Source organism: Pseudoxanthomonas sp. JC1303 (genome assembly GCF_058448525.1).
Map to the genome: position 1 here is coordinate 2,932,684 of NZ_CP185958.1, position 25,070 is coordinate 2,957,753.

Consider the following 25,070-nt stretch of genomic DNA (forward strand, 5'->3'; position numbering starts at 1 on the left):
CGCTGGGACGCGACTCGCCGCGGTGCGGCCTTCGGCACGAACGGCGGCGAGGCCATGGGGATCCTGGCGGCCAGGGGTGCCATGCGGGGATGGGCAGCGGGCCTTTGAGCGGCTTTTTCCTCCCGCCCGCGGCGCGGACTCTGACGCCGGACAGACTGCAGGTGTGACGCCGGTTGCCTTGGTGTCGCGCAGCGCGCCGTTGTGGGCAGAATGGCGGGATGGGGGAGCGCGCAACGACGTCGTTGAGAACCATGCTGCTGCTTGGCGCGGTGGGCTTGCTGTTGCAGCGGGTCAGCGTCGGCTATCCGTCCTTCCTCGGGCGCAGCGCCGAGATGGCCTCGCTCGTGCATCCGCATACGGGCCTGCTGCTGGCCGTGGCGATGCTGTTCGTCCGCACCCGCGTGCTGGCCGGACTCCACGTCGTGCTGTGCCTGGGCTGGATCGCCGACTGGATGCTGTTCATGCATGGCAGCTGGTACGAGGTGCCGGTGGGCGTCGGCGCGTATGCGCTGCTCTTCGGGTGGACCTGGCTCTGTGCGCGGCTGATGGGCTGGCCGCGCGCAGGCGCCCAGGCGCATCTGCGTCTGGGCGACCTGCCTGGCTATGTCTGCGTTGGACTGCTGCTGTATCCGGTCGGCATTGCCTTGATCGGGGGGCTGGCCTCGCTCTGGCTGTTCCCTGCCGGCGAACGCGTGCAGGTCATGGTCGAGGTGTACTTGTCCAAGCTGTTTGGCGTGCTGGTGGTGACCCTGCCGCTGGTGGCGGCCTGGACCGAGCGTGGGACCCCGGTGCCTGACGAGCGACGCCTGCGCGCCCTGGGCTGGCTGCTGGTGTTGACGGTCGCGGTGGCGGTGAGCTTCCTGGCCGAGGGCTATCTGCGCCAGCACCTGGGCGCACGCACGGGCCAGCCGCTGCCGCTGATGGACTTCCGCTTCACCCTGTTCGTCCTGGTCGGCGCGGCGGTGATCCGCCTGCGCTATCCGGTGTCAATGGCCTTGCTCGGCGCCTGCCTGCTGCTGATTGCCTATGGCGCGGCGCGCGCGGCCACGGCGAGCAATACCCCGCTGGGCTTCGTCAATCTGCTGCATATCGCCGTCGAACTGGGCGTATTGCAGATCACCGCGCTGTATCTGCTGATCGTGCTGCGCGATGCGCGCCGCAACGCGCGGCAGCTGGATCGGGAGACGCGACGCGATGCGGTGACCGGCCTGCCCAACCTGAAGGCGCTGCGCGATGGCGTTGCAGAACGCACACGTGCGGCGGAACGTCGGCAACTGGGCTACCTGTTGCTGGACCGGACCGAGGATCTGGTCTCGGTCTATGGCCTGGAGGTCCAGGCCGAAGTCATGACCGAAGCGGCCGGCCGCCTGGGCGAGGATGTGGAGGCCTATGTGGTGGGCACCGGGCAGTTCGTTCTGCTGCCGACCGCACAGGCGCCCATCGACAGCTGCTGGGAGGACTTGATGGAGCGGCTGCGCGACGTGCGGATCGAGGCGGGCGGCGGACACTTCCGCATGCTCCCGTATCTGGGTGTGGCCGCATTCGCCCACGATACGGCCCACGATCTGGAAGTAGCCCTGCGTAACGCTTCCCGACTGGCTTTCCAGGCGCGTCGTCGCAGCGAGTTGCACCCGCTGCTGCACGATCCGGACGAGGGTCGGGTGGGGGCATGGCAGATGGTCAGCAGCGCCTCCGATGCCCTGGCGGCGCTGCGCAAGGGGCAGGTCGAGCTCTACTTCCAGCCGCTGCATGCGATCGACCAGGCGCATGCGCCACTGGACTGGGAGGCGCCGCTGCACGGGGAAGTGCTGTGTCGCCTGCGCGATGAATCCGGCCAGCTGATGATGCCCGCGGCGTTCCTGCCGCAGATCGAGGCGGTCGGTCGCGGTGGCGAGCTGGACCTGGCGGTGGTGCGGGCACTGTTCGACACCCTGGCCGCGCGCCCGGAGGCCATCGGGCGTTTCGCCCGACTCGCCATCAACCTCACCGGACAGAGCCTGGCCTCGGCCAGTTTCGCCAGCAGCCTGCTGGCCCTGCTCGACGACGCGCCGATTCCCGGCAGCCGCTTGATCTTCGAGATCACCGAAACCGCCGCGATTCTGCAGGCCTCGGTCGCGCGCGCGCTGCTCGAGCAACTGCGCGAACGCGGCTGCCTGATCGCCATCGACGACTTCGGCGTGGGCATGCAGAGTTTCGAACGTCTCAAGCTGCTGCCGGTGGATGTGATCAAGATCGACGGCTCGTTCGTGCGCAATGTGGCGGCAGGCGGCAAGGACCACGCCGTGGTGCAGGCCTGCGTGGCCGTGGCACGCGCCTTCGAGGCGCAGACGGTGGCCGAATTCGTCGAGGACGCGCAGACCCTGGCGTGCCTGCAGGCGCTAGGCGTGGACTGGGTGCAGGGCTATCTGATCGCGGCGCCGCGCCCGTTGCAGCTGGTGCTCGGAACGGATCATGCGCTGAGCTAGCGCGCGGGCACGTTGTCGGCGTGATCGAGTGCACGCATCCGGATGGTGCTATGCCGCATGCCGCGACGGCATGTCACGATGCCGCCCGATCGCCGCCGGAGTGCGTGTGGCGACAGGGGGAATGCCGGAATGAGGCACTGGACGGCCACGCGGCTGGGCAGGATCGTTTTGCTTGGTCTGACGGGATTGGTCCTGCAGCAGGTCGCGATCGCTTACCGCATCGATTTTGCAGGCAAGGTGCAGGATGCATCGCTGGTGCACCTGCATGCCGGCCTGCTGCTGGCCATCGCGCTGCTGGCGCGCGATCGTTGGACCATGCCGGGCGTGGGCCTGATGCTGGCCTTGGGCTGGTGCGTGCGCCAGGCTCGCGGTGGTGAAGGGGGCTGGCCCGTCCTGGCATGGGGCTTGGCGGCCTGGTGCGTCATCGTGCTGTGGACCAGGCTGTGCGCGCACTGGACCGGCTGGCCGGTGCCCGGTCACGGGCGTCGCTTTGTGCGCACGCGATTGCCACGTCTGGCGGCGGTGGCCCTGTTGCTCTATCCGCTGGGCATGGCGCTGGTGGCGGCCACGTCCATCGTGCTCGACCCGCCGCGCCGCGAATGGCTTGGGGAGATCTTCCAGACGTTCTTTGCCACGCAGTTCGGCGTGGCCGTGGTCACCTTGCCGCTCATGCTGGCCTGGACCGAACGCGACCATCGGCGGTGGGGTCGCATGCCCTCGCGCGCATTGCGTGTTGGCTGGCCGTTGCTGCTGGGTGGGGCCTTGGGGCTTGGTGTGCTCGCTTCGCACTGCCTGTATCGCGGGTTCTCCGATGCCGGGATGATGCCGCCGGTGCTGATGGACTCCCGCTTCGTGGCGTTCGTGGTGCTGGCCTTTCTGGTCATCCGCCTGCCGCCGCTTGGCGCCATGCTGGCGCTGTCTTCGGGGCTGTTTCTGTTGGTTGCCGCCGCCGCCGGTGCCGCGCCCTACGGCAACACTGTGCTTGGGTTCTTCAACCTGCTGCACATCGCGGTGGAGGTGAGCATCCTGCTGATCAGCATGCTCTATGTGTGGCTGGGGCGGCGAGATCGGCGGATCTTGGCCCACGACCTGTCCGAGCAGGCGCTGCGCAACAGCATCACGCTGCTGCCCAATCTGCGCGCGCTGACCCGCGACCTGCAGCGACGCCCCGGTGGAGGGTGCGAGCTGGCCTATCTGCTGCTGGACCAGGTCGATTTCATGGTCACCGGCTTTGGCCTGGACACCCAGACCGCGGTGATGCAGCAGACCGCCGCGCAGCTGCGTCGGCATGCCCGGGTGTATTACGTGGGCACCGGCCAGTTCGTGCTCATCCGCGAGCCGCAGGCGCTGTCCTGGGAACAGCTGATGCACACCCTGGAGGCCGCCGAGTTGGACCTGGGCGGGCAGCGGCTGCGTCTGTCGCCCTATATGGGAGTCGCCCCCCTGTACGGCGAAGGGGCGTCGGGGCTGGACGCGGCGCTACGCGCATCCTCCCACCTGGCCTTCGATGCGCGGCGCCGGAGCGACGTGCTGCCGCGCTACGCCGCGGCCGCCGACCTGCAGCAGCAGGACCTGCAGCTGCGCCAGCTGCAGGACGCCGGGCAGGCGCTGGACAGCCTGCGGCGGCATCGCATTGCCCTGCATTTCCAGCCCATCGTGCCCTTGCGCGATGGCGGCCATGCCGCCGACAAGCTCTGCGGCGAGGTACTGTGCCGTCTCTTCGATCAAGACGGCACGCTGATTTCGCCTGCGCGTTTCATGGCGCCGATCGAAGCCGCCGGGCGCGGGGTGGAGCTGGACCTGGCGGTCATCCGCACGCTGCGCGGTGAGTTGGAACGGCACCGTGCCGCGCTGCCGCACTGTGGCCGGATCTCGATCAACCTCACCGGTCAGAGCGTGGCCTCTCCGAGCTTCCGCTCCGAGCTGCGCAGCCTGCTGGCGCGATGGCCGCTGCCGCTGTCCACCCTGTGCTTCGAAATCACCGAGACGGCCGCCATCGCCAGCACCGCCGCGGCCATCGAACTGCTGGAGGAGCTGCGCGCCGGGGGGTGCCGCATCGCCATCGACGACTTCGGCACCGGCATGCAGAGCTTCACCCGGCTCAAGGAGCTGCCGCTGGACGAGATCAAGATCGATGGCTCGTTCATCCGCAACGTCGTCCAGCGCGGACGCGACCATGCGCTGGTCCAGGCGTCGGTCGCGGTGGCCCAGGCCTTTGGCGCGGAAACCGTGGCCGAATTCGTCGAGGATGCCGAAACCGCCCAGTGCCTGCGGGCGATGGGCGTGGACTGGGCGCAGGGGCACTTCTACGGCAGGCCGCGCCCGCTGGCCGACGTACTGCTCGACCTGGCCGTGCCCGAACTTACCCCGAGCCTGGCCTGAGCGGCGACCTGCGCGTCGCCTCGGGTACTCAGGCCTCTTCTTCGGCCAGTCCCAGCAGCCGGTCGGCCTGGTCGCGCCAGGCCGGCAGCTTGGCCAGCACGCCGACGCGACGCAGGTATTCCTCGTCCACCGGGTCGCCGCTGATCAGCGAGGTCGCCACGTGCACCGCGCCGGTCACCCAGAAGCTGCGCAGGCTGGAGCTCTGCGGATGCCGCTGGAAGGCCACCGCCTCGATGATCGGCATGGGCAGGCCCCACAGTCCCAGCAGATAGGCGCCGGCCTCACTGTGGCCGGGACGCTCGTCCTGGTCGTCGGCCGGGACGGCGCGTTCATCGCGCACGCCGGGCAGCAGCAGGCCGATATCAGCCAGCAGCGAGGCGGTCGACCCAAGCTCGGCGCTGGTGGACGGCAGGATCTTGGCCGCCAGTCGCGAAGACAGCAGCGCGCGCTGCTGCATGGCGTTGCGTTCCTCGGGGGAGAGGGTCTGGACCGAAAACACTTCGCTGGCCAGGACCAGGTCGCGCAGGGTCGCAACACCCAGGCGCGTCACCGCTGTACGCAGGTCGGCGATGCTGCGCCCCCCGGAGAAGAACGCCGAGTTGCACAGCTGCAGGACCTTGGCCGCGATGGCCGGGTCGGCCGAAACCAGCTTGGCGATGTCGTTGGCGTCGGCGCCTTCATTGTCTTCCAGCGCGTGCACCAGGCTCAGGTACAGGTGCGGGGGCGAGGGCAGCTTCTCGATGCGGCCGATGGTCGAGCGCAGGCGCGGGTTGTCCAGCAGCTCGCGCAGTTCTTCCAGGCTGGTGACCGCTTCGAGCAAGGCTTCGGGCATCAGCGGCATGGACAGGAAGCGGTGGGCCACGCCAAGCAGGCGTGCGGCGGGGCCGCGCTGGGCCTGCTCCGGATCGACCATGGCGATGCGGCTGGTCTCAGGCCGCAGGGTGCGGATCTGGCCCAGCAGGGTGGCCGTGGTCAGGTCGGGCAGCACGGGGGCGGCGATGACCACGTCGATTGGCGTATTGGCGACCATTTCCATCGCCGCATTTCCATCGCCGACGGTTTCGACCTGCCAGTCCTCGCCCAGATCGGTGAGGTACGCCATCAGCTCCAGCGACAGGCTGGCTTCGTTTCCCACAAACAGAATACGCAAGACACTTCCCCGAAAAGCCGGATGCCGCACCGACTCAAAATGAAAGGCGACTGTACCGAAACTCGGGACCCCGGTCACCGCTGCGAACCCGCTTTCCGTCGCAGTTTTGTGCTGGCAATGCGCGATCTTGGCCTCAGGAGGCGGTCTGCGCGCGCGGTGGCCGGTATGGGGGCATCGACAGGATCATTTCCGCCAGCGAATGGGCCAGTTCGCGCTCGGCCAGCACGGCCGCGTCGGCGCCGTGCTCGAGCAGGTGCGCCACCTCGCCCTCGCTATGGGCACGCGCCAGCACGGTCAGCGCCGGGTTGAGCGCGCGCAGCTTGGCGATGGCCTCGCCCGCTTCGAGTGGCTGGGGGATGGCCAGCACCGCGATGCGCGCCTTTTCCGGCTGGGCCTCCGCCAGGACCGCGTCGGCCGCGGCGCTGCCGCGGATGGCGGGAATGCCGGCGGCGTGGGCCTTTTCCACGTTGTCGCGGTTGTCGTCGATGACCACCAGATGGAGCCCGCGTTCGGCCAGGACCCGGACCAGACTGCTGCCCACGCGGCCGTAGCCGATCACGATGGCATGGTCCTGCGCAATCAGCGGCGGGCCGGGCAAGGGGTCGGGTTCGGGGGTATCGGTGGCCAGGGCGTCCTGGGCTTGGCGGCGGCTCCACGCGTCCAGGGCGGCAAAGAGGAACGGGTTGGCCACGATCGACAGCAGCGCCCCGGCCAGGATCATGTCGTGGCCGGACTGCGGCAGGATCTTCAGGCTCAGGCCCAGGCCGGCCAGGATGAAGGAGAACTCGCCGATCTGGGCCAGGCTGGCGGCAATGGTGAACGCGGTCTGCCGCGGATGGCCGAAGGCGCGGACGATCGCATAGGCCGCCAGCGACTTGCCGACCACCACGATCACGAAGGTCGCCAGCACCTGCAGCGGGTACTTCACCAGGATCATGGGGTCGAACAGCATGCCGACCGAGACGAAGAACAGCACCGCGAACGCATCGCGCAGCGGCAGCGAATCATTGGCCGCCTTGTGGCTCAATTCGGACTCGTTGAGCAGCATGCCGGCGAAGAACGCGCCCAGGGCGAAGCTCACCCCGAACAGCTTGGCCGAGCCGAATGCCACGCCCAATGCGATGGCCAGCACCGAGAGCGTGAACAGTTCACGCGAGCCGGTGGCCGCGACCTTCTCCAGCGTCCACGGGATCACCCGGCGGCCGATCACCAGCATCACCGCGACGAAGGCGGCCACCTGCAGCAGGGTGATGCCCAGCGCCTTGGCGATGGCGACCGTGATGTTGGGTTCGCCCTGCGCGGCCTGCACCGCGGCGCCGCCACCCGCTTCAGCCGCGGCGCGCACCGTGCCGGCATCGCCCAGGGCGCCGGCCAGGGCTGGCAGCAGCACCAGGGCCAGGACCATGACCAGGTCCTCGACGATCAGCCAGCCCACCGCGATCTTGCCGCGCCGGGTATCGAGCATGCGCCGGTCCTCCAGCGCCCGCAGCAACACCACCGTGCTGGCCACCGACAGCGCCAGGCCGAACACGAAACCCTGCAGCAGCGGCCAGCCCATGAACCATGCCAGCGCCCAGCCCAGGCCGATGGCCACGGCGATCTGCACGATCGCGCCGGGGATGGCGATGCCCTTGACCTCCATCAGATCGTCCAGCGAGAAGTGCAGGCCCACGCCGAACATCAGCAGCATCACGCCCAGCTCGGATAGCTGCGTGGCCAGGTCCTGGTCGGCGACAAAGCCCGGCGTGAACGGGCCGACCACCATCCCGGCGACCAGATACCCCACCAGGGGCGACAGGCGCAGCTTGTTGGCCAGCGCGCCCAGCAGGAAAGCAACCGCTAGGCCGACGGCGATGATGTCGATCAGGCTGGTGTCGTGATGCATGGGCTCCCTTGGTGATGTGTCCTTCCGGCCACGAGTGTGGCCCAGCTGAACCAGATGGGGCAAATCGAAAATGACTGATCGGTTCATGCCGTCTATCGGCACGGCGCGCCGGGGAGGCACGCGGATCCACCTTACGCCGGGGACGCCACGGCGTGTCTGGCCAGGCGATTTGGAGGTGGCCGGAAAAGCACAACCCCGGCGCGGGCGCCGGGGTTGTGCGTGGATGTTGCCGGTGAAGCAGGCTTACCAGGTGTAGCCGATCTTGCCGTACACGTAGGCACCGTTGAAGCCGAACGGCGAGTAGTTGCTGTACGGAAAGACGCCGCTGGTCGAGTTGGCGTAGATGTTCCGGTCCGGGTAGGTGTCCAGCACGTTGTCCGCGCCCAGGGTCAGCGTCCACTGCGAGGTCGGCTTGTAGCTGGCGGTCACGTCGACCAGCCACTTGGCATTGAAGCTCTGGTCGCGCGCGGCCGTGGTGCTGTTGCGCACGGTGAAGCTGCCGTAGCGGGTGCCGGTCAGGCCCAGGCTCCAGCGATCGCTGTGCCAGGTGCCGCCCAGGATGGTCTTGTCCTTGGGGAAGCTGTCTTCCAGACGGCCCACCTCGTCACGAGCGACCAGCGAGGTGGTGATGCCCAGATCGGTCAGCGCGCTCGGCGAGGCATCCAGGTGCTGCACCTCGGTCTTGCCGTAGCTGTAACTGGCGGTCAGGTCCAGCGCGCTGGCGGCGAACGGGATGCTGTAGGTGCCCACCACGTCCACACCCCGGGTGCGGGTATCGGCCGCGTTGGTGAAGTAGCGGAACGAGTTGACCCCGCTCAGGCCCAGGTTGGACAGCAGCGCCTGCGCCTGGGTGTTGCCGGACAGGCTGACGTTGGAGGACAGCAGGATGCGGTCGTCGATCTCGATCTGATAGGCATCCACGGTCAGCGACAGCCGGTCGATCGGCTGCAGCACCAGACCCATGCTGTAGGAGGTCGAGGTCTCGGCCTTCAGCGGCTTGGAGCCCAGCGCCTGCGCCGCCGCGCTGCTCGCCGGGAAGGTGCCGCTCTGATAGAAGACGCCGTCGGAAATGATGCTGGAGATCGACTGGTAGCTCTGCTGAGCCAGCGACGGGGCGCGGAAGCCGTTGGAGACCGTGGCGCGCAGGGCGACCTTGTCGGTGAAGGCGTAGCGTGCCGAGAGCTTGCCCGAGGCCTTGCTGCCAAAGTCCGAGTAATCCTCCCAGCGGCCGGTCAGGCCGGCGGAGAACTTGTCGGTGAAGTCCGCCTCAAGCCCCGCGTAGACCGCGTAGTTGTGACGGTCGGCATGCACGGCGTTCTCGGCGCTGAAGCCCGGGAAACCCTGTGCGCCGCCCCCGTAGTAGGACGCCGCCTCGCCCGGCGACTGGTTCCACTTTTCCTCGCGATATTCGGCGCCGAAGGACAGGGTCACCGGGTAGGCCAGGCCCCACTCCAGCGGCTGGGTGAAGTCGGCATTGAGGATGTTCTGGGTGTATTCCAGCGCACCGTCGTGGAAGCGGGTCGGGCTGTCGGTGCCCAGGTCGTAGTTGAGCGTGTTGCCGGTCGCGTAATCGACCTTGTTGTAGCCGTAGTTGTAGCTCACGTCCCAGGTGAAGCCGCCGTCGGTCGCGCCCTTCAGGCCAGCCACCAGCGAGCGGTCCTTGGAGTACTGGTTGATCACCGGCACGTAGCCGTCCGGATAGAACTGGGCGATCAACGCGCCCTGGTTGCTGTGGTTGGGCGAGCGGTAGAACGCGTAGGAATCGATGTCGCGGTTGCTGGCCAGCGCGGTGGCATAACCGGTGATGCGGTCGGTGAAGTCGAAGCTGCCGTTGGCCGACACTGCACCTGCGTGGACGTCGGGGTCGCCGATGACAAAGGCCTTCTCGCCCACGCCCGGAAAGTTGCCGGTGTTGGGGGTGCTGCCGGCGTAGGCGCCGGAACGGTTGGTCGGATCCTGGCTGCCCACCTGGCCTGCCAGATGCACGCGGCCGCGGCCGTCGGCGAAGCTCACCCCGGTATCGCCGGAGAGCTGGAACTGCTCACCGTCGCCCTTGGAATATTCGCCATAGTTCACGCCCAGGCTGCCGCCCTGGCCGGCGCCCTTGAGTACGATGTTGATCACACCGGCGATGGCGTCCGAGCCGTACTGGGCCGAGGCGCCGTCACGCAGCACTTCCACGCGCTCGATGGCCGACACCGGGATCGAGTTGAGGTCCACCGCCGAGGCGCCACGGCCGATGCTGCCGTTGAGGTTGATGGCTGCCGAGGTGTGGTAGCGCTTGCCGTTGACCAGCACCAGCACCTGGTCGGGCGACAGCCCGCGCAGCTGCGCCGGGCGGATGCCGCTGGTGCCATCCACCAGCGCCGGGCGCGGGAAGTTCAGTGAGGGCAGGGCGCGGGAGAGCGCGGTCGCCAGTTCGGTGGTACCGGTGGCCTGCAGGGCTTCGGGGGTGACGATGTCGATCGGCGATTGCGACTCGGCCACGGTGCGATTGGTCACGTGGGTGCCGGTGACGATCACCGTGTCCAGTGTGCTGGCCTTGGTGGTGTCGGTGCTGGAAGCCTGCTGGGCGAAGGCAGGGGCGGCGATCAGGGCGAAGGCCACGGCCGCGGCGAGGCGTGTTTGGATCGGCTGCATGGGAAGCTCCATCGAAGAAGTGCGAAGGACAACAAGGTTCAACAGGTCGGTATTGCGTTGAGTTGTTGTGAGGTGCCTTCGTAATTATTCGTTAAGTCCATCGGCCACGCCTACAACCATTGCTGATCAACTCATGAAGAATTCGCATGGCGGTGCCGCGTTTTCGTCATCTGCCTGGGCCCGTGTCCGGATGTGTCGAGATGTGTCGGCGAGGCGGCGCACATGGCGTCTTGCGAAACGAAAAGAGCCCCGGCGATGCCGGGGCTCCTGGTGGGTCCGCGTATCTGCGATGCGCGCGGGGTTTACCACTTGTAGCCGATGTTGGCGTACAGGTAGGCGCCGTTGAAGCCGAACGGCGAGGTCGCGCTGTACGGGAAGTAGCTGCGCGTGCCGGCACCGGCCACGGTGCGGTCCGGATATTCGTCCAGCACGTTGTCGCCACCCAGGGTGAAGCTCCAGTCGCCCAGCTTGTAGGTCGCGGCCAGGTCGAGGGTCCACTTGGCGCTATAGGTCTGGTCGGCCGCTTCGGTGGTGCCGAAGGTGGTGAACTCGCCCCAGCGCGTGGCGGTGGCGCTGAACGCCCAGGCGCCCGGGCTCCACACGCTGCCCAGGTAGAACTTGTCCTGCGGCGAGCCTTTGGTGATGCGCCCGATCTCGGCACGGCCGATGCGCACCGCATTGGGGTCGATCGCCTCGAGCGCGGCCGGGTTGGCGGCGATCTTGTCGATGTCGGTCTTGTTGTGGTTGTAGCCGGCGCTCAGGTCCAGGTTGCTCGACGCCAGCGCCCAGCGATAGGTGCCGACCACATCGACGCCACGCGTGGTGGTGTCCACGGCATTGGTGAAGTAGCGTCCGCCGCCGATGCCGCTGAAGCCGCCCGGTCCGTTGAGGTAGTTGCGCACCGCGGTCGAGGTCAGGTTCTCGGACAGCACCACGCGGTCGTCGATCTCGATCTGGTAGGCGTCGATGGTCACGTACAGGCCGTCGACCGGTTGCAGCACCAGCCCCAGGCCGTAGTTGGTGGATTCCTCGGCCTTCAACGGCTCGGCACCCAGGGCCACGGCGGCCGCGGCGTTGGTGCGGAAGGTGCCGATCTCGAACGGCGTGGCCACCACCGAGCCGTCGGGCTGGGCGACGTTGATGAAGTTGGTGGCGATGGACTGGAAGTACTGCTGCTGCAGCGACGGGGCGCGGAAGCCGGTCGAAGCGGTGGCGCGCAGGGCGACCTTGTCGGTGAAGGCATAGCGCAGCGACAGCTTGCCGTTGCCGGTATCGCCGAAGTCGCTGTACTTCTCATAGCGCCCGGCCAGGCCGGCGGAGAACTTGTCGGTCAGATCCGCTTCCAGGTCCGCGTAGAACGAGTAGCTGTTGCGGTCGAAGCTGCCCGAGTCCGAGGGCTTGAAGCCGGAGAACACCTGCGCGCCCGGCAGCAGCGAGCCATTGGCCGAGGGCACCCCGCCGTTGACGTAGGAGGCTTCCTCGCCCGGGGTTTCCTTGAACTCCTCGCCACGCCATTCCGCGCCGAAGGCCAGCGTGACCGGATAGGCCAGGCCCCAGTCCAGCTGCTTGTTGAAGTCGGCATTGAGCACGTACTGGTTCACTTCCAGCGCGCCGGCATAGAAGCTGGTCGGCGAGTTCAGGCCCAGCGAGTTGTTGAGCGAATGCTTGACGTCGAAGGTCAGCTTGTTGTGCCCGTAGTTGGCGCTCAGGTCGATGTTGAGGCCACCTTCGGTGTAGGTCTTCAGACCGCCGACCCAGGACACGTCCTCGGACTCGTTGTAGATCTGCGGCAGAAAGCCGTCCGGATAGATTTCCGGTCGGTTGCGGTTGTCCTCGGCGGCGCGGAAGTAGCCGTTGGAGGTGACCTTGCGCTTGCTGGCCATGCCGTAGGAATAGAACGTCAGGTAGTCGGCGGGCTTGAGCTCGCCGTTGTAGGACACCGCGCCCTGCTCGACTTCCGGATCACCGTAGCGCTGCTCGACCCGGCCGTTGTAGGGCGTGGCACGGTCGGTGTTGTTCTGGTGACCGGCCTGCGCGGCCAGGTGCACGCCGCCGACCTCGCCCAGCTTGAAGCCGGCATCGCCGGAGAGCTGGTACTGGGCACCGTCGCCGGCACTGTACTTGCCCCCGCGCAGGCTCACGCTGCCGCCGCTGTCGCTGCCCTTGAGGACCACGTTGATGACGCCGGCGATGGCGTCCGAGCCGTACTGGGCCGCCGCGCCGTCACGCAGCACCTCGACCCGCTCGATGGCGGCGATCGGGATGGTGTTCAGATCGGCCGGGGAAGAGCCTCGGCCCTGGCTGCCGTTGAGGTTGACCAGCGCGGTGGTGTGGTAGCGCTTGCCGTTGACCAGCACCAGGGTCTGGTCGGGCGACAGGCCACGCAGCTGCGCCGGGCGCACCGCGTCTGTGCCATCGGTGACCGCCGGGCGCGGGAAGTTGAGCGAGGGGATCGCGCGGGTCAGCGCGGTGGCCAGTTCGGTGGTGCCGGTCTGCTCGAGGACTTCGGGGGTGATGATGTCGATCGGGGACTGGGACTCGGCCACGGTCCGGTCGGCGACGCGCGTGCCGGTCACGATCACGTTGTCCAGGGTCTTGGCGGGGGCGTTGTCCTGGGCCAGGGCGGGGGTGGCTAACGCAAGCGCGATGGCTGCCGTCAGCAGGGTGGGCTTGTATGACATGGTGGCTCCGGTCAAGTTGGGGGACTGACGTCGCACGCCCAACCCGGGATCTGCGTCCCGGTGTGGCGAATTGTCGCGACGCGAACCACGAATACCTTGGGTTGCGTGGCTGTGCAACGGTTTCTTAACAAACCATCACATTCGTCAGGACCCGATACACTGTGCGGTCCGCTGCACCCACCCCCTGGAATTGCCTGTGATTTCCCTTCGCAACTTCGCCCTGCGCCGTGGCGAGCGCCTGCTGTTGTCCAACGTCGACCTGACCATGCACGCCGGTTACCGCGTCGGCGTGGTGGGCCGCAACGGCACCGGCAAGTCCAGCCTGTTCGCCGCGGTCAAGGGCGAGCTGGAGGCCGACAAGGGCGACGTGGAACTGCCGGGCAAGGTGCGCACGGCCAGCGTGGCGCAGGAGACTCCGGCACTGGACGAGCCGGCGCTGGAATTCGTCCTGGGCGGCGACGAGGAGATCGCCGCGGTGCTGCGTGCCGAGGCCGACGCCACCGCACGCGAGGACTGGGAGGCGGTGGCCGATGCGCACCAGAAGCTGGCCGAACTCAACGGCTACGACGCCGAGGCGCGCGCCGGCAAGCTGCTGCACGGCCTGGGGTTCCCGGCCGACACCCATGGCCGGGCGGTCAAGGACTTCTCCGGTGGCTGGCGCGTGCGCCTGAACCTGGCCCGCGCGCTGATGATGCCCTCGGACCTGCTGCTGCTGGACGAGCCGACCAACCACCTGGACCTGGACGCGGTGTTCTGGCTGGAGCAGTGGCTGCTCAAGTACCCGGGCACGCTGCTGCTGATCAGCCACGACCGCGAGTTCCTGGACAACGTCGCCACCCACACCCTGCACCTGCATGGCGGCGGGGCCAAGCTTTACGTCGGCGGTTACACCGACTTCGAGCGTCAGCGCACCGAGCACCTGCGCCAGCAGCAGATCCAGCACGAAAAGGCCGAGGCCGAGCGCGCGCATCTGCAGAGCTTCATCGACCGCTTCAAGGCCCAGGCCAGCAAGGCCAGCCAGGCCCAGAGCCGGATCAAGCGCCTGGCCAAGATGGCCGGCACCGAGGCGGTGCGCGCCGAGCGCGAGTTCCGGATCGAGTTCGCGCCGCCGGCGCGGCTGCCGTATTCGTTGATCCGCCTGGACCATGTCGACTGCGGTTATCCCGCCGTGGAAGCCGCCAGGGCGGCGAAGGGGCTTTCCGCAGAGGAACTCGCTGCCATGGCGGCTCCCACCGTGATCCTGCACGACGCCGGTTTCGGCCTGGAGGCGGGCGACCGCATCGGCCTGCTGGGGCCCAACGGCGCGGGTAAGTCCACCCTGGTCAAGACCCTGGTCGGCGAGCTGGCCCCGGTCCACGGCGAGCGCAGCGCGCATCCGGACCTGCGCATCGGCTACTTCGCCCAGCACACGGTCGAATCCCTGCACGAGGGCCAGTCGCCGATCGACCACTTCCGCGAGATCGCCCCGGACACCTCGACCCAGGTGTTCCGCGATTTCCTGGGCAAATGGAATTTCCCCGGCGACCGCGCCTTCGAAGTGGTCGACGGATTTTCCGGCGGCGAGCGCGCGCGCCTGGCGCTGGCGCTGATCGCCTTTCAGCAGCCCAACGTACTGCTGCTCGACGAGCCCACCAACCACCTGGACCTGGAGATGCGCGAGGCCCTGGCCGAGGCGCTGAGCGACTTCGACGGCGCCATCGTCATGGTCAGCCACGACCGGCACCTGATCGGCCTGGTCTGCGACACCTTCTGGCGCGTGGCCGATGGCGTGGTCGAGCCGTTCGCCGGCGACCTGGACGACTACGCGGCCTGGCTGCGCGCGCGGCCCACCGCCCAGGGCAGCAAGAAGATGGAGAAGGTCGAAAAGCCGATCAATGCCCAGACCGCGGCGGCCGTGCCCGCGCCGGCCAGGCCCGCCGGGGCGAAGAAGCCGGTCAACCCGCACAAGTTGGCGGCGGCCGAGGAGCGGGTCGACGCGCTGGGCGCGGCCTTGGCCGAGCTGGATCGGCAGCTGGCCGACCCGGCCAACTACGCCGACAGCGCGCGCATGAGCGCCATCACCCGCGACCGCGAGGCCACCGCCGAGCAGCTGGCCAACGCCGAGCAGGCCTGGATGGAACTGCTGGAAAGCGCGGCCTGAGGCTTCAAGCCGCGACGGGCGCCGCCGTGGCCTCAAGCCATTGGCGGAAGCTGCGCATCGCCTCGCGCTCCTCGCGCGATCGCAGCCTGGTCAGCCAGTAGCCGCCGACATCCACACCCAGGTCGAACAGGCGCACCAGCCGCCCGCTGTCCAGGTCGCGCTGGAACATCGCCAGCGGCAGCAGGGCCACGCCCACGCCGGCGGCGGCTGCCTCGGCCAGGGCTAGCGACGAATCGAATACCGGACCGCGCGCCTCCAGCACGGGGATGCCCGCCGCCTGGCTCCAGCGCGTCCATTCGTCCTGGCGGAACGAGCGCAGCAGGGTGGCGCCGACCAGGTCGCGCGGTTGCTGCAGGCGCCGGGCCAGGGCCGGGGCGCAGGCCGGTGCCAACGGCGCGGCGCAGATCGAGGTCGCCTCCAATCCGGCCCACTGGCCATCACCGAAGCGGATGGCCAGGTCCAGGCCATCGCCGGCTTGCTCGATACGGTTGTTATGGGTCTGCACGCGCAGGTCGATGCCTGGATGCGCGCGGGTGAAGTCGGGCAGGCGCGGCAGCAGGAAGCCGGTGGCGAAGGTGCCGACCACGCCCACCGTCAGCGCCTCGCGGTGGCGGCCGCCGTCGAAGCGGTCCAGCGCCGCGCCGATGCGGTCGAAGGCCGCGCGCAGTTCCGGTGCCAGTGCGGCACCTTCCTCGGTCAGGGCCACGCCGCGTGGCAGGCGATGGAACAGGGACAGGCCCAGGCGGTCTTCCAGCTGACGGATCTGGTGGCTCAGCGCGGCCTGGCTGACGTGCAGCTCCAGCGCGGCGCGGGTGAGGTTGAGATGCCGCGCGGCGGCCTCGAAGGCGCGCAGGGCATTGAGCGGGAGGGCGGATCGGAGCATGACGGCCTGTTCGAGGTCAGGGAATGCAGGCGCAGTGGCGACGGCCGCACAACCGGCACTGTAGCTCAGCCATAGATTTAGCTTATGGCTGCCTCTGAAACTTCGTGCTGGTGGGCGCGGATCTGCCTTCCAATAATCCTTCGGACCTTCCCGTCCGGAGTGCTGCCATGTCTGACCGTCGTCGATTCCTCCAACGCAGCGGCACCGCGCTGCTCACCGCCTTTACCGTCCCCTTGGCATCGGCTGTCGTCCCGGTGGCGCCTGTGGCCAAGGGCTGTGTGGAAGCCGCGATCGCCAGCGCCAAGGATCTGGCCGCGCTGGAGCAGGTCAGCGGCGGGCGCCTGGGTGTGACCCTGCTGGACGTTGGGACGGGCCGCCGCCTGGGCCGACGCCAGGACGAGCGCTTTCCCATGTGCAGCACCTTCAAGGCGTTGCTGGCCGCCCACGTCTTGAGCCTGGCCGACGCCGGGACGCTGTCGCTGGATGAGCGCATCCCGATCGGCCAGGCGCAGATGATGTCCTGGGCGCCGGTGTCGGAGCGGCACGTGGGCAAGGACCTCAGCGTGCGCGACCTTTGCCGGGCCATCGTCACCCTCAGCGACAATCCCGCGGCCAACCTGCTGCTGAAGCGGGTTGGGGGGCCGCCCGCGCTGACGGCGTTTCTGCGCAAGCAGGGCGATGCGGTGACGCGCAACGATCGTTACGAGCCGGAGATGAACAGGTTTACGCCGGGCGATCCACGCGATACCACCAGTCCCGCGGCGATGGCCGCCAGCCTGGCGCGCTTCGCGGTGGGCGATGGGCTGTCTGCGGGCTCGCGGGCGCAGTATGCGGACTGGTTGATCGACAACCAGACCGGCGACGATTGCCTACGCGCTGGCCTGGGCAAGCGCTGGCGTGTGGGCGACAAGACCGGCAACAACGGTCGCGACACGCGCAATGATCTGGCGGTGTTATGGCCACGCGCCGGCGGCACGCCTTGGGTGCTCGTGGCGCTGCTGCAAGGTGCGCGCGTGGACGAGGCTCAGCGCGATGCGGTGCTGGCACGCGTGGGGGCGCTGGCCGATGCGATGATCGGTTGAGCGCGCGGCCGCATCCGGCGCGCGGCGGTCTTTCTCATCGCGGGGCGTGAGCGTTTCCACTTCGCGGCGACGGCGGTCAGCGTCGCCGCGAGCACCGCCAGCGGGGCAAGCTCCGCGCTAGGGGTCGGCTGGATGTCAGTTTCCACACGGCCGAAAGGCCGCTTCGCAGCGGCCTTTCTGTTTCCCGCGAGGATGCCCAAGTGGCTTACCGCAGCCTGGCATCGGCGCTTCGCGCCTCGAATCGAGCGCGTCGGTTGCCTCCCGCGAGCGAATGTCATCGCGCACGGCTCGCTCAAAAGTAGAAGCCGATGTTGAGGTTCAGCCGCGAATGCCAGCCCGGGTTGTCCGGCGCGGCCAGGCCGATGCCGTCGCCGCCGGCAAACCACATGTTCTTGCCCGCGATCCAGTCGATGTACACCAGCATCGGACCTTTGCCAAAGCTGCAGCCGGTGACGTTCTGGACCGAGTCGCGCAGGCCTGGTGCGCCGCCGACCGGCAGGGTCGCGCTGAGGTCGTTGTAGCAGGTGATCGTCTCCAGCCGGCCGGTGCGGGGCAGGGCGTAGGACAGGTTCAGCGTGGGCACGTCGGCCTCGCGCGCAATCTCGAACGGGGCCTGGAAGGCGGACAGGGCGATGCGGTCGCCCGGGATGCGATATCGATAACGGACCCACTGCGCCTGCCAGCTCAGGCCGTCGCGGCTCCACTGTGCGTGCAGGGCGGCGCCCTGGTGACCGTCGTCGTGGCCCGTATCGCGGCGCTGCACCTGGCCGAAAAAGACAGACGCCCCCAGTTGCAGTTCGCCGCCGCGCCATTGGCCGGTGTGCGCGTAGCGCAGGTTGAGCCGGCCATGCTCACGGTAGGGCAACGCATCGGTGGTGGCCACGTCGAACGAATAGCGGTCGTAACGCCGGCCGCTGCGGTACTCGTCGCCGGCAAACAGCCCCACGTGCCATTGATGGGCGCCGACGTGACGCTGCCAGACTGCGCCCAGGTCGTAGTCGTCCTCCAGGCCAAGGTAGTAACCCGAACCGAACCAGAAGCTGTGCGAGGCCGTGGGCAACAGGCCGAACGGCACCTGCGCCACGCCCACGCGCAGGTCCGAAGCGGCATCGAACTTCCAGCCGGCCCAGGCGTGGTGGATCGCGCTGAAGCCGTCGTACCAGCGGTACTGCACCGAGAAGAACGCAGGGCCCGCCTCGCCCTTGAGGTCCACGCGCAGCAGCTCCAACTGCAGCCGGCTGGTGGGGGCGTCGTCGAGCCAGCCGTAGTTGAAGCGCGCCGCGCCGCCAAATTCGAAGGACGCCGGGGTGTCTTCGGGCGGTGGGGGCGCTTCGGCGCGCTCGGCCAGGGCGAGGGGCACGGCGGCCAGGTTGGCGATGCACAGCAGCAGTTGGGCGACGAGGCGGGACACGTCGATGGGCCTCCAGCGCCGGGCGCTTGCCAGGCAGGGTCGGTGAGGGGGTGAGGGGGTGAGGGGGCGCCATGCAGGCCGGCGCCAGGCGGGCCAGCGCCGGTTGCGGACAGGCGCCAGCTTAGTTTTGTCGAAGTGAGGCTCGCGCCACGACACCTCGCATCGCGATCCAGCGCAGTGGACCGCGACGAAAAAAGAAAGGCCGCGTTGCCGCGGCCTTTCCTCGTGCAGCGAGACGCGGAAGGCTTACTTCAGCTTGGCATCGGCGCGCAGCGCCTCGGCCCGGTCGGTCTTCTCCCACGAGAAGGCGGTGGCGGTGTGCTGCTTGCCGGCGCCATCGGTGTAGGTGAATTCCTTCGGCTTGCGGCCGAAGTGACCGTAGGACGCGGTCGGCTGGTACATCGGGTGGATCAGGTCGAGCATCTTGATGATGCCGTACGGGCGCAGGTCGAAATGCTTGCGGATCAGCTTCTCGATCTTCTCGTCCGGGATCTTGCCGGTGCCGAAGGTGGTCACCGAGATCGAGGTCGGCTCGGCCACGCCGATGGCGTAGGAGACCTGCACTTCGCAACGGTCGGCCAGGCCGGCGGCGACGACGTTCTTGGCGACGTAGCGGGCGGCGTAGGCGGCCGAACGGTCGACCTTGGACGGATCCTTGCCCGAGAACGCGCCACCACCGTGACGGGCCCAGCCGCCGTAGGTGTCGACGATGATCTTGCGCCCGGTCAGGCCGCAGTCGCCCACCGGGCCACCGATGATGAACTTGCCGGTCGGGTTGATGTGGAACTTGGTGCCCTTGTGCAGCCACTTGGCCGGCAGCACAGGCGCCAGGATTTCCTCGCGCACCGCCTCGATCAGGTCCTTCTGCTTGATGCCCGGATCGTGCTGGGTGGACAGGACCACCGCGTCGATGGCGTTGGCCACGCCATTCTCATAGCGCAGGGTGACCTGGCTCTTGGCATCCGGGCGCAGCCACGGCAGCGGCGAGTTGCGCTTCTTGCGCACCTTGGCCTGCTGCTCGACCAGGCGGTGCGAGAGGTGGATCGCCGCCGGCATGTAGCTGTCGGTCTCGTTGGTGGCATAGCCGAACATCAGGCCCTGGTCGCCGGCGCCCTGCTGCTCGGGGTTCTTGCGATCCACGCCCTGGTTGATGTCCGGGGACTGCTTGCCGATCAGGTTCAGCACGCCGCAGGTCTCGCCGTCGAAACCGACCTCGGAGCTGTTGTAGCCGATGTCCAGGATCACCTTGCGGGTCAGGGCTTCCAGATCGATCCAGGCGCTGGTGGTCACTTCGCCGGCGACGATCGCCACACCGGTCTTGACCAGGGTCTCGCAGGCCACGCGGGCGCGCTTGTCCTGGGCCAGGATGGCGTCCAGCACGGCATCGGAAATCTGATCGGCGATCTTGTCCGGATGGCCTTCGGAGACCGATTCGGAAGTGAACAGGTAGCTGGACATCAGGCTTATATCCTTCAATGCGGATGAAAAGATGGCCGCGCATGATACACGCGTGCGCGCCGCGGCGCATGGTGGCGCGCCCCATGTTGCGCTGGCGTTACCGTTCCCGCCTACCGCCCGGGACCGCGGCGGTGCGCCACCGTGTCACCGGACTGCCGCGATGCTGCAATGCAGCTGACGCCGTTGGCGCCCAGTCTGGCGCTCCAGATCGTCCGCTATCGTGGGAATGGGGCCCGCCATGCGACCTCTGGAAGACACCCTGATTGAACGTTATCCGCGTTGGTTCGGCGGTCGCCGTGGCCTGCTGACCCGACCATTGCTGCGTCGCTACGGCCACTGGTCCGGCATCGACCAGGCGATGGCCTTCCTGCGCGATCACCAGGACAGCGATGCGTGGGACTTCGTCACCGCCTCGCAGTCCTTCCTGCAGTTGGAGGGCGCGCACGATGCGCAGGCGCTGGCCCGCATTCCGCCATCGGGCCCGCTGCTGGTGGTGGCCAACCACCCCTCGGGCGCGCGCGATGCGATGGCGCTGCTGGATCTGGTCGGCCAGGTGCGCCGCGACGTGCGCATCGTCGCCAATGCGCTACTGACCCACATCGCGCCACTGCGGCCACTGCTGCTGCCGGTGCGCGTGTTCGGCGGCAGCGCGGCCGCCGGCAGCCTGCGCCAGGTGCGCGCGGCGCTGGAGGCGGGGCAGTGCGTGATCGTGTTTCCGGCCGGCGAAGTTTCGCGCCTGCATCCGTTGGGCGTGCGCGACCCGCGCTGGCGGTCGGGCTTCGTGCGTTTCGCCCGGGCCAGCGGCGCGCCAGTGTTGCCGGTCCGCGTGCAGGCGCGCAATTCGGCGCTGTTCTATGGCGCGTCCGCGGTGTTCAAACCGGCCGGTACGGCGCTGCTGCCGCGCGAGATGTTCGCCCGACGCCAGCAGCCGCTGCGCCTGCACGTGGGCCATGCCCAGGTGCTGGAAGCCGGGCGCGACGAGACCGTGGTGCTGCGCCAGTTGCGCCGTGCCCTGTATGCGCTGGGCCGCCGGGCGGATGCCGCGCCAGAAGCCCCGGCCGCGCTGGTCGCACCGGTGCCCGTGGACGTGCTGCGCCGAGCGGTGGCGCAGCTGCCTGGCCTGGGCCGCACCAGCGAGGGGCGCCGGATCGTGGCCGGCCCGCTGGCCGCCGACTCGCCGCTGCTGCGCGAGATCGGACGCCTGCGCGAGCTGACCTTTCGCAAGGTGGGCGAGGGCACCGGTCGCGCGCTGGACCTGGATGACTACGACACCTGGTACGACCATATCGTGCTGTGGGACGAAGATGCCGGCGCGGTCGCCGGTGCCTACCGCGTGGCGCGGGGCGCCCAGGTGCTGGCGCGGCGCGGGCTGGCCGGGCTGTACACGGCCAGCCTGTTCGACTGGTCCGAGCGCGCCTTGCCGCGCATCGCGCAGGGGATGGAGCTGGGGCGCAGCTTCGTCGCGCCGGACTACTGGAACAGCCGCAGCATCGACCAGCTGTGGCAGGGCATCGGCGCCTATCTGGTGGCGCATCCGCAGGTGCGTTACCTGTTTGGCGCGGTGTCGATGAGCGCGGCGCTGCCCGAGGCGGCGCGCGCGCAGATCGTTGCGTATTACCAGCGCTTCCATGGGGCCGACGCGGTCGCCACGGCGCGCCATCCGTTCCGGCTGCAGCAGATGCCGCCGCAGTTCGAGGCGCTCGACGCCGGTGCCGCCTTCGCATTGCTGCGCGAGAACCTGGCCGCGCTCGGTGCGCAGGTGCCGATGCTGTTCCGCCAGTACACCGAGCTGTGCGAGCCCGGTGGCGCGCGCTTCCTCGCCTTCGGCGTGGACACGGATTTCGCAGGGTGCGTCGATGGCCTGATCGAGGTGGATCTCGAACGCATGCAGGCACGCAAACGCCAGCGCTACCTCACCGCCCCCACGCAGGAGCAAGCCGCATGAACCGCGCCGTGTTCGTCTCCGATGTGCACCTGGGTTCTACCCATTGCCATGCCGCCGAGTTCGCCGATTTCCTCGGACGGGTGAAGTGCAGGCAGTTGTACCTGGTCGGCGACATCGTCGACTTGTGGTGGATGTCCCAGCGACGCGCGCGCTGGGACGCGGCGCACCAGCGCGTGGTCGAGGCATTGCATGCGCTGGCGCGCAACGGCACCGAGTTGATCTACGTGCCCGGCAACCACGACCGCGCCGCACGTCGTTTCTGCGGACTGATGCTGCCGGCGATGCAGGTGCGCCGCCGGGTGATCCACACCACCGCCGACGGCCGCCGCCTGCTGGTGGTCCACGGCGACGACTACGACGCGGTCACCCACTTCGGCGGATTGCAGGAGCGGTTCGGCGACTGGCTGTACTACCGCATCCTCACCGGCAACAAGCTGGTCAACCGGCTACGGCGGCGCTTCGGCCTGCGCTACTGGTCCCTGGCCGAATACCTCAAGCGCAAGAGCGCGGCGGCCGAGCGCTATATCGCCCGTTTCGTCGAGGCCGGCCTGGCCGATGCACGCCGACGCGGGCTGGATGGCATCGTCTGCGGCCATATCCATCGCGCCGCGCTGCTGCGTCGCGACGGCCTGGTCTACGCGAACGACGGCGACTGGGTGGAAAGCCTGACCGCGCTGTGCGAGACCGCCGACGGCAGCCTGCAGTTGCTCGCCCACACAGGGCAGGTGTTGAGCGAACTGCCGGCGCGGTTGCGTCTGGTGAATGACGGAGCGGCCCTGCCGCAGGCGGCCTGAGCATCGCCTGCCGGCTGCTGCGTGAGGCGACTGTAGTCGCGCTTTCTTTCGTATCGCGGCCGTGTCCGTCTCGATCCGTGGCCTGCGTGAAGCGGGCATGGACCTGCCACGACTGCGTTCGTTCCTCCCCGGATGGCTGCTGATCGCCGTGCTGATTGCGTCGGCATTCGGCCGCTCGGCGGCCGGCACCGCGCGTGATGGCCTGACCATCGACGAGCCGTATCACTACACCGCCGGGCTGTCGTACCAACGCTTCGGCGATTATCGGCTCAATCCCGAACATCCGCCGCTGGCCAAGCGCTGGGTCGCATGGCTGGCGCCTTCGCGGGTGGTGATGCCGCCACTCCGCGTCGTGCATGAGAAGCGCGACGAGCGCCGCTTCGTGCAGACCGTCGCGTATCTGGATAACGCTCCGGCCGAGACCCAGGCCAACATCCGCCGCGCGATGTACCTGCTGAACCTGGCGCTGCTGTCGGCGCTGGGCCTGGTGCTCTGGCGCGTGGCCGGGGTGTGGTGGTCGGCGGGGTTGCTGGCCTGGCTGGCGGTCGAACCCACCGTCGGTGCGCACCTGCCGCTGCTGATGACCGATCTGCCGGTGGCCTTGGCACTGGGCCTGACCGCTGCGTGCGCGGCATGGCTGGCGTCGAGCTGGCGCTGGCCGGCCTGGTGCGCGTTCGCGATCGCGGCCGGACTGGCGCTGGGTGCGAAACATTCGGCGCTGGGCGGACTGGTGGGGGTCGGCGCGGCGCTGCTGGTGCTGGCGCTGTGGACACGCGGTGTCGCCTGGCGCGTGCGGTTGCAGCGTGTGGCCGCCGTGTGCACGGCGGCGGTGCTGTCGCTGGGGCTGCTGTGGGCGCAGTACGGCTTCCAGTACCACGCCAGTCCCGATGGCGGGGATCCATTCAACCGGCCGTTTGCCGACAAGATCGACGACCTCGCTTCGCCCACGCAGCGGGCCGTGCTGACTTTCGTCGACCGCGTGCACCTGTTGCCGCGCCCGTACGTGTGGGGCCTGGCCGATACGCTGCGCGCCGGGGTGGAAGGCCGCGGCCAGCGCACCCACAAGCTGTTCGGCCACAAGTATCACGGGGCGCCGCCGTGGTTCTTCTGGCCGGGCGAACTGCTGGCGAAGATTCCCTTACCGCTGCTCGCCGGCGCGCTGTTGGGCCTGCTGGCGCTGTGGCGCGCGCCGTTGACGAGCAACCAGCGCCGGCTGCTGGTGACGATGGGCGCGCTGGGACTGGCCTACTGGCTCTCGCTGCTGTCCTCGCGCGGGACCTACGCGGGCGTGCGCCATGCGCTGCCGCTGTTCCTGCCGCTGGCGACGCTGGGCGGCGCGCTGGCCTGGCGTGCGTCGGTGGCCTTGCGTCATCGGCAGGCGCTCAAGCCGCTGGCGTTCGCACCGGCTGCGCTGGCGCTGGTGATGACGGTGCGCGAGCCGCGCCTGTACGAATACTTCAACGAACTGGCCGGCGGCAGCGCCAACGCCTGGCGCAACTTCAGCGACGAAGGCGTGGACCTGGGGCAGCGCTTCCCCGAGATCGAAGCCTACGCGAACGCGCACCTGCCGCCGGGCACGCCGATCTACAACGCCTACATGTACATGCCCGAGCTGATCCGCGCGCGCCGGCTCAATCTGCATCGCTATGTCGAATCGGTCGACGACACCAATGTCGCTGGACACTACGCCGGCTGGTTCGTGATCCCGCTGGACACGCAGATCCCGGCCCCGGAATACGACTACGACCCGAAGAAATTCCTGGCGCACATGACCCTGGTCGATCGCATCGGCACCCTCGGTGTCTGGCGCGGCGAGGTGGACGAGCCGCGCCTGCGGGCGATGGGCCTGTTCCCGATGCTGATCGAGGAGATCTACGAGAAGCCACGACCGGACTGGCGGCTGGTCGCCCAGCGCTGCGGTGAGATCGTGGCCAGGATGCCGTTCCATGTCGGCTGCGCGGTGGAGGAGGGCAACGCACTGGCCCGGCTGGGAGACGTGGCCGGTGCGCGCAAGGCCTGGGCGCAGGCGCGCGCCACCATGCCGGCCGACGATCCCACTGTCGTGCAGTTGCTGGCGCTGGAACAGGCGAGCGCCAACGGCAAGTTGCCCACCCACTGGCGGCCGGTGCGCGATCCCTGGCTGGAGTGATCGTC

General features: G+C 68.6%; 14 protein-coding genes. 7 read left to right on the forward strand and 7 right to left on the reverse strand.

Annotated features, from left to right (window positions below; genetic code table 11):
• The first annotated feature begins 251 nt into the window (after positions 1 to 251).
• Entirely contained in the window at positions 252 to 2,465 is a 2,214-nt protein-coding gene (locus ACORQU_RS13130; protein WP_491641565.1) for an EAL domain-containing protein, read from the forward strand.
• Between the two features lie 129 nt (positions 2,466 to 2,594).
• Complete coding sequence (locus tag ACORQU_RS13135) at positions 2,595 to 4,847, forward strand: EAL domain-containing protein (protein WP_491641566.1); 2,253 nt, start codon at positions 2,595 to 2,597, stop codon at positions 4,845 to 4,847.
• Positions 4,848 to 4,875: 28 nt separating this feature from the next.
• Here the strand turns inward: ACORQU_RS13135 and ACORQU_RS13140 are convergent, their stop codons facing one another.
• The 4 genes from ACORQU_RS13140 to ACORQU_RS13155 form a co-directional block, all read right to left on the reverse strand.
• On the reverse strand, positions 4,876 to 5,997 hold the full coding sequence (locus ACORQU_RS13140; protein WP_491641567.1) for an HDOD domain-containing protein: 1,122 nt from the start codon (positions 5,995 to 5,997) through the stop codon (positions 4,876 to 4,878).
• A 133-nt stretch (positions 5,998 to 6,130) separates the two neighbouring features.
• Complete coding sequence (locus ACORQU_RS13145) at positions 6,131 to 7,882, reverse strand: cation:proton antiporter domain-containing protein (protein ID WP_491641568.1); 1,752 nt, start codon at positions 7,880 to 7,882, stop codon at positions 6,131 to 6,133.
• A gap of 243 nt (positions 7,883 to 8,125) precedes the next feature.
• Positions 8,126 to 10,522: a TonB-dependent receptor plug domain-containing protein gene (locus ACORQU_RS13150; protein ID WP_491641569.1), complete on the reverse strand. Its 2,397-nt coding sequence runs from the start codon at positions 10,520 to 10,522 to the stop codon at positions 8,126 to 8,128.
• Between the two features lie 302 nt (positions 10,523 to 10,824).
• The gene (locus ACORQU_RS13155) at positions 10,825 to 13,203 is read right to left on the reverse strand and encodes a TonB-dependent receptor plug domain-containing protein (RefSeq protein ID WP_491641570.1); all 2,379 of its coding nucleotides are present in this window, start codon (positions 13,201 to 13,203) and stop codon (positions 10,825 to 10,827) included.
• A 196-nt stretch (positions 13,204 to 13,399) separates the two neighbouring features.
• Between ACORQU_RS13155 and abc-f the strand changes: the two genes are divergently transcribed.
• Positions 13,400 to 15,343 (forward strand): ribosomal protection-like ABC-F family protein, encoded by a 1,944-nt coding sequence (abc-f, locus tag ACORQU_RS13160; RefSeq protein WP_491641571.1) that lies wholly within the window; start codon positions 13,400 to 13,402, stop codon positions 15,341 to 15,343.
• A gap of 4 nt (positions 15,344 to 15,347) precedes the next feature.
• Here abc-f and gcvA read toward each other — a convergent pair whose 3' ends face one another.
• Positions 15,348 to 16,226, reverse strand: coding sequence for a transcriptional regulator GcvA (gene gcvA, locus ACORQU_RS13165; protein ID WP_491641573.1), 879 nt, complete (start codon positions 16,224 to 16,226; stop codon positions 15,348 to 15,350).
• Positions 16,227 to 16,393: 167 nt separating this feature from the next.
• Between gcvA and bla the strand changes: the two genes are divergently transcribed.
• Positions 16,394 to 17,308: a class A beta-lactamase gene (gene bla / locus ACORQU_RS13170; RefSeq protein WP_491641575.1), complete on the forward strand. Its 915-nt coding sequence runs from the start codon at positions 16,394 to 16,396 to the stop codon at positions 17,306 to 17,308.
• Between the two features lie 292 nt (positions 17,309 to 17,600).
• On the opposite strand, the gene ACORQU_RS13175 is transcribed toward bla, so the two are convergent.
• Positions 17,601 to 18,719 carry a hypothetical protein gene (locus ACORQU_RS13175; RefSeq protein WP_491641577.1) on the reverse strand — a complete coding sequence of 373 codons (1,119 nt, stop codon included), beginning with the start codon at positions 18,717 to 18,719 and terminating at the stop codon, positions 17,601 to 17,603.
• A gap of 246 nt (positions 18,720 to 18,965) precedes the next feature.
• Positions 18,966 to 20,177: a methionine adenosyltransferase gene (metK, locus tag ACORQU_RS13180; protein WP_271644927.1), complete on the reverse strand. Its 1,212-nt coding sequence runs from the start codon at positions 20,175 to 20,177 to the stop codon at positions 18,966 to 18,968.
• Between the two features lie 238 nt (positions 20,178 to 20,415).
• Between metK and olsF the strand changes: the two genes are divergently transcribed.
• From olsF to ACORQU_RS13195, 3 genes are all read left to right on the forward strand, one after another.
• Positions 20,416 to 22,122 (forward strand): bifunctional ornithine lipid synthase OlsF, encoded by a 1,707-nt coding sequence (gene olsF / locus ACORQU_RS13185; RefSeq protein ID WP_491641578.1) that lies wholly within the window; start codon positions 20,416 to 20,418, stop codon positions 22,120 to 22,122.
• A complete protein-coding gene (locus ACORQU_RS13190) occupies positions 22,119 to 22,916 on the forward strand; it encodes a UDP-2,3-diacylglucosamine diphosphatase (protein WP_491641579.1) in 798 nt (265 codons plus the stop codon). Before olsF ends, ACORQU_RS13190 begins: the two co-directional genes overlap by 4 nt.
• 61 nt (positions 22,917 to 22,977) lie before the next feature.
• Positions 22,978 to 25,065, forward strand: a complete 2,088-nt coding sequence (locus tag ACORQU_RS13195) for a hypothetical protein (protein WP_491641580.1) — start codon at positions 22,978 to 22,980, stop codon at positions 25,063 to 25,065.
• Positions 25,066 to 25,070: the final 5 nt, after the last annotated feature.

Coding starts and splice junctions, on each gene's coding strand:
- olsF (WP_491641578.1), top strand. CDS start 20,416: ATGCGACCTCTGGAAGACACCCTGATTGAACGTTATCCGCGTTGGTTC.
- ACORQU_RS13145 (WP_491641568.1), bottom strand. CDS start 7,882: ATGCATCACGACACCAGCCTGATCGACATCATCGCCGTCGGCCTAGCG.
- gcvA (WP_491641573.1), bottom strand. CDS start 16,226: ATGCTCCGATCCGCCCTCCCGCTCAATGCCCTGCGCGCCTTCGAGGCC.
- ACORQU_RS13150 (WP_491641569.1), bottom strand. CDS start 10,522: ATGCAGCCGATCCAAACACGCCTCGCCGCGGCCGTGGCCTTCGCCCTG.
- ACORQU_RS13190 (WP_491641579.1), top strand. CDS start 22,119: ATGAACCGCGCCGTGTTCGTCTCCGATGTGCACCTGGGTTCTACCCAT.
- bla (WP_491641575.1), top strand. CDS start 16,394: ATGTCTGACCGTCGTCGATTCCTCCAACGCAGCGGCACCGCGCTGCTC.
- ACORQU_RS13130 (WP_491641565.1), top strand. CDS start 252: ATGCTGCTGCTTGGCGCGGTGGGCTTGCTGTTGCAGCGGGTCAGCGTC.
- ACORQU_RS13135 (WP_491641566.1), top strand. CDS start 2,595: ATGAGGCACTGGACGGCCACGCGGCTGGGCAGGATCGTTTTGCTTGGT.
- ACORQU_RS13155 (WP_491641570.1), bottom strand. CDS start 13,203: ATGTCATACAAGCCCACCCTGCTGACGGCAGCCATCGCGCTTGCGTTA.
- metK (WP_271644927.1), bottom strand. CDS start 20,177: ATGTCCAGCTACCTGTTCACTTCCGAATCGGTCTCCGAAGGCCATCCG.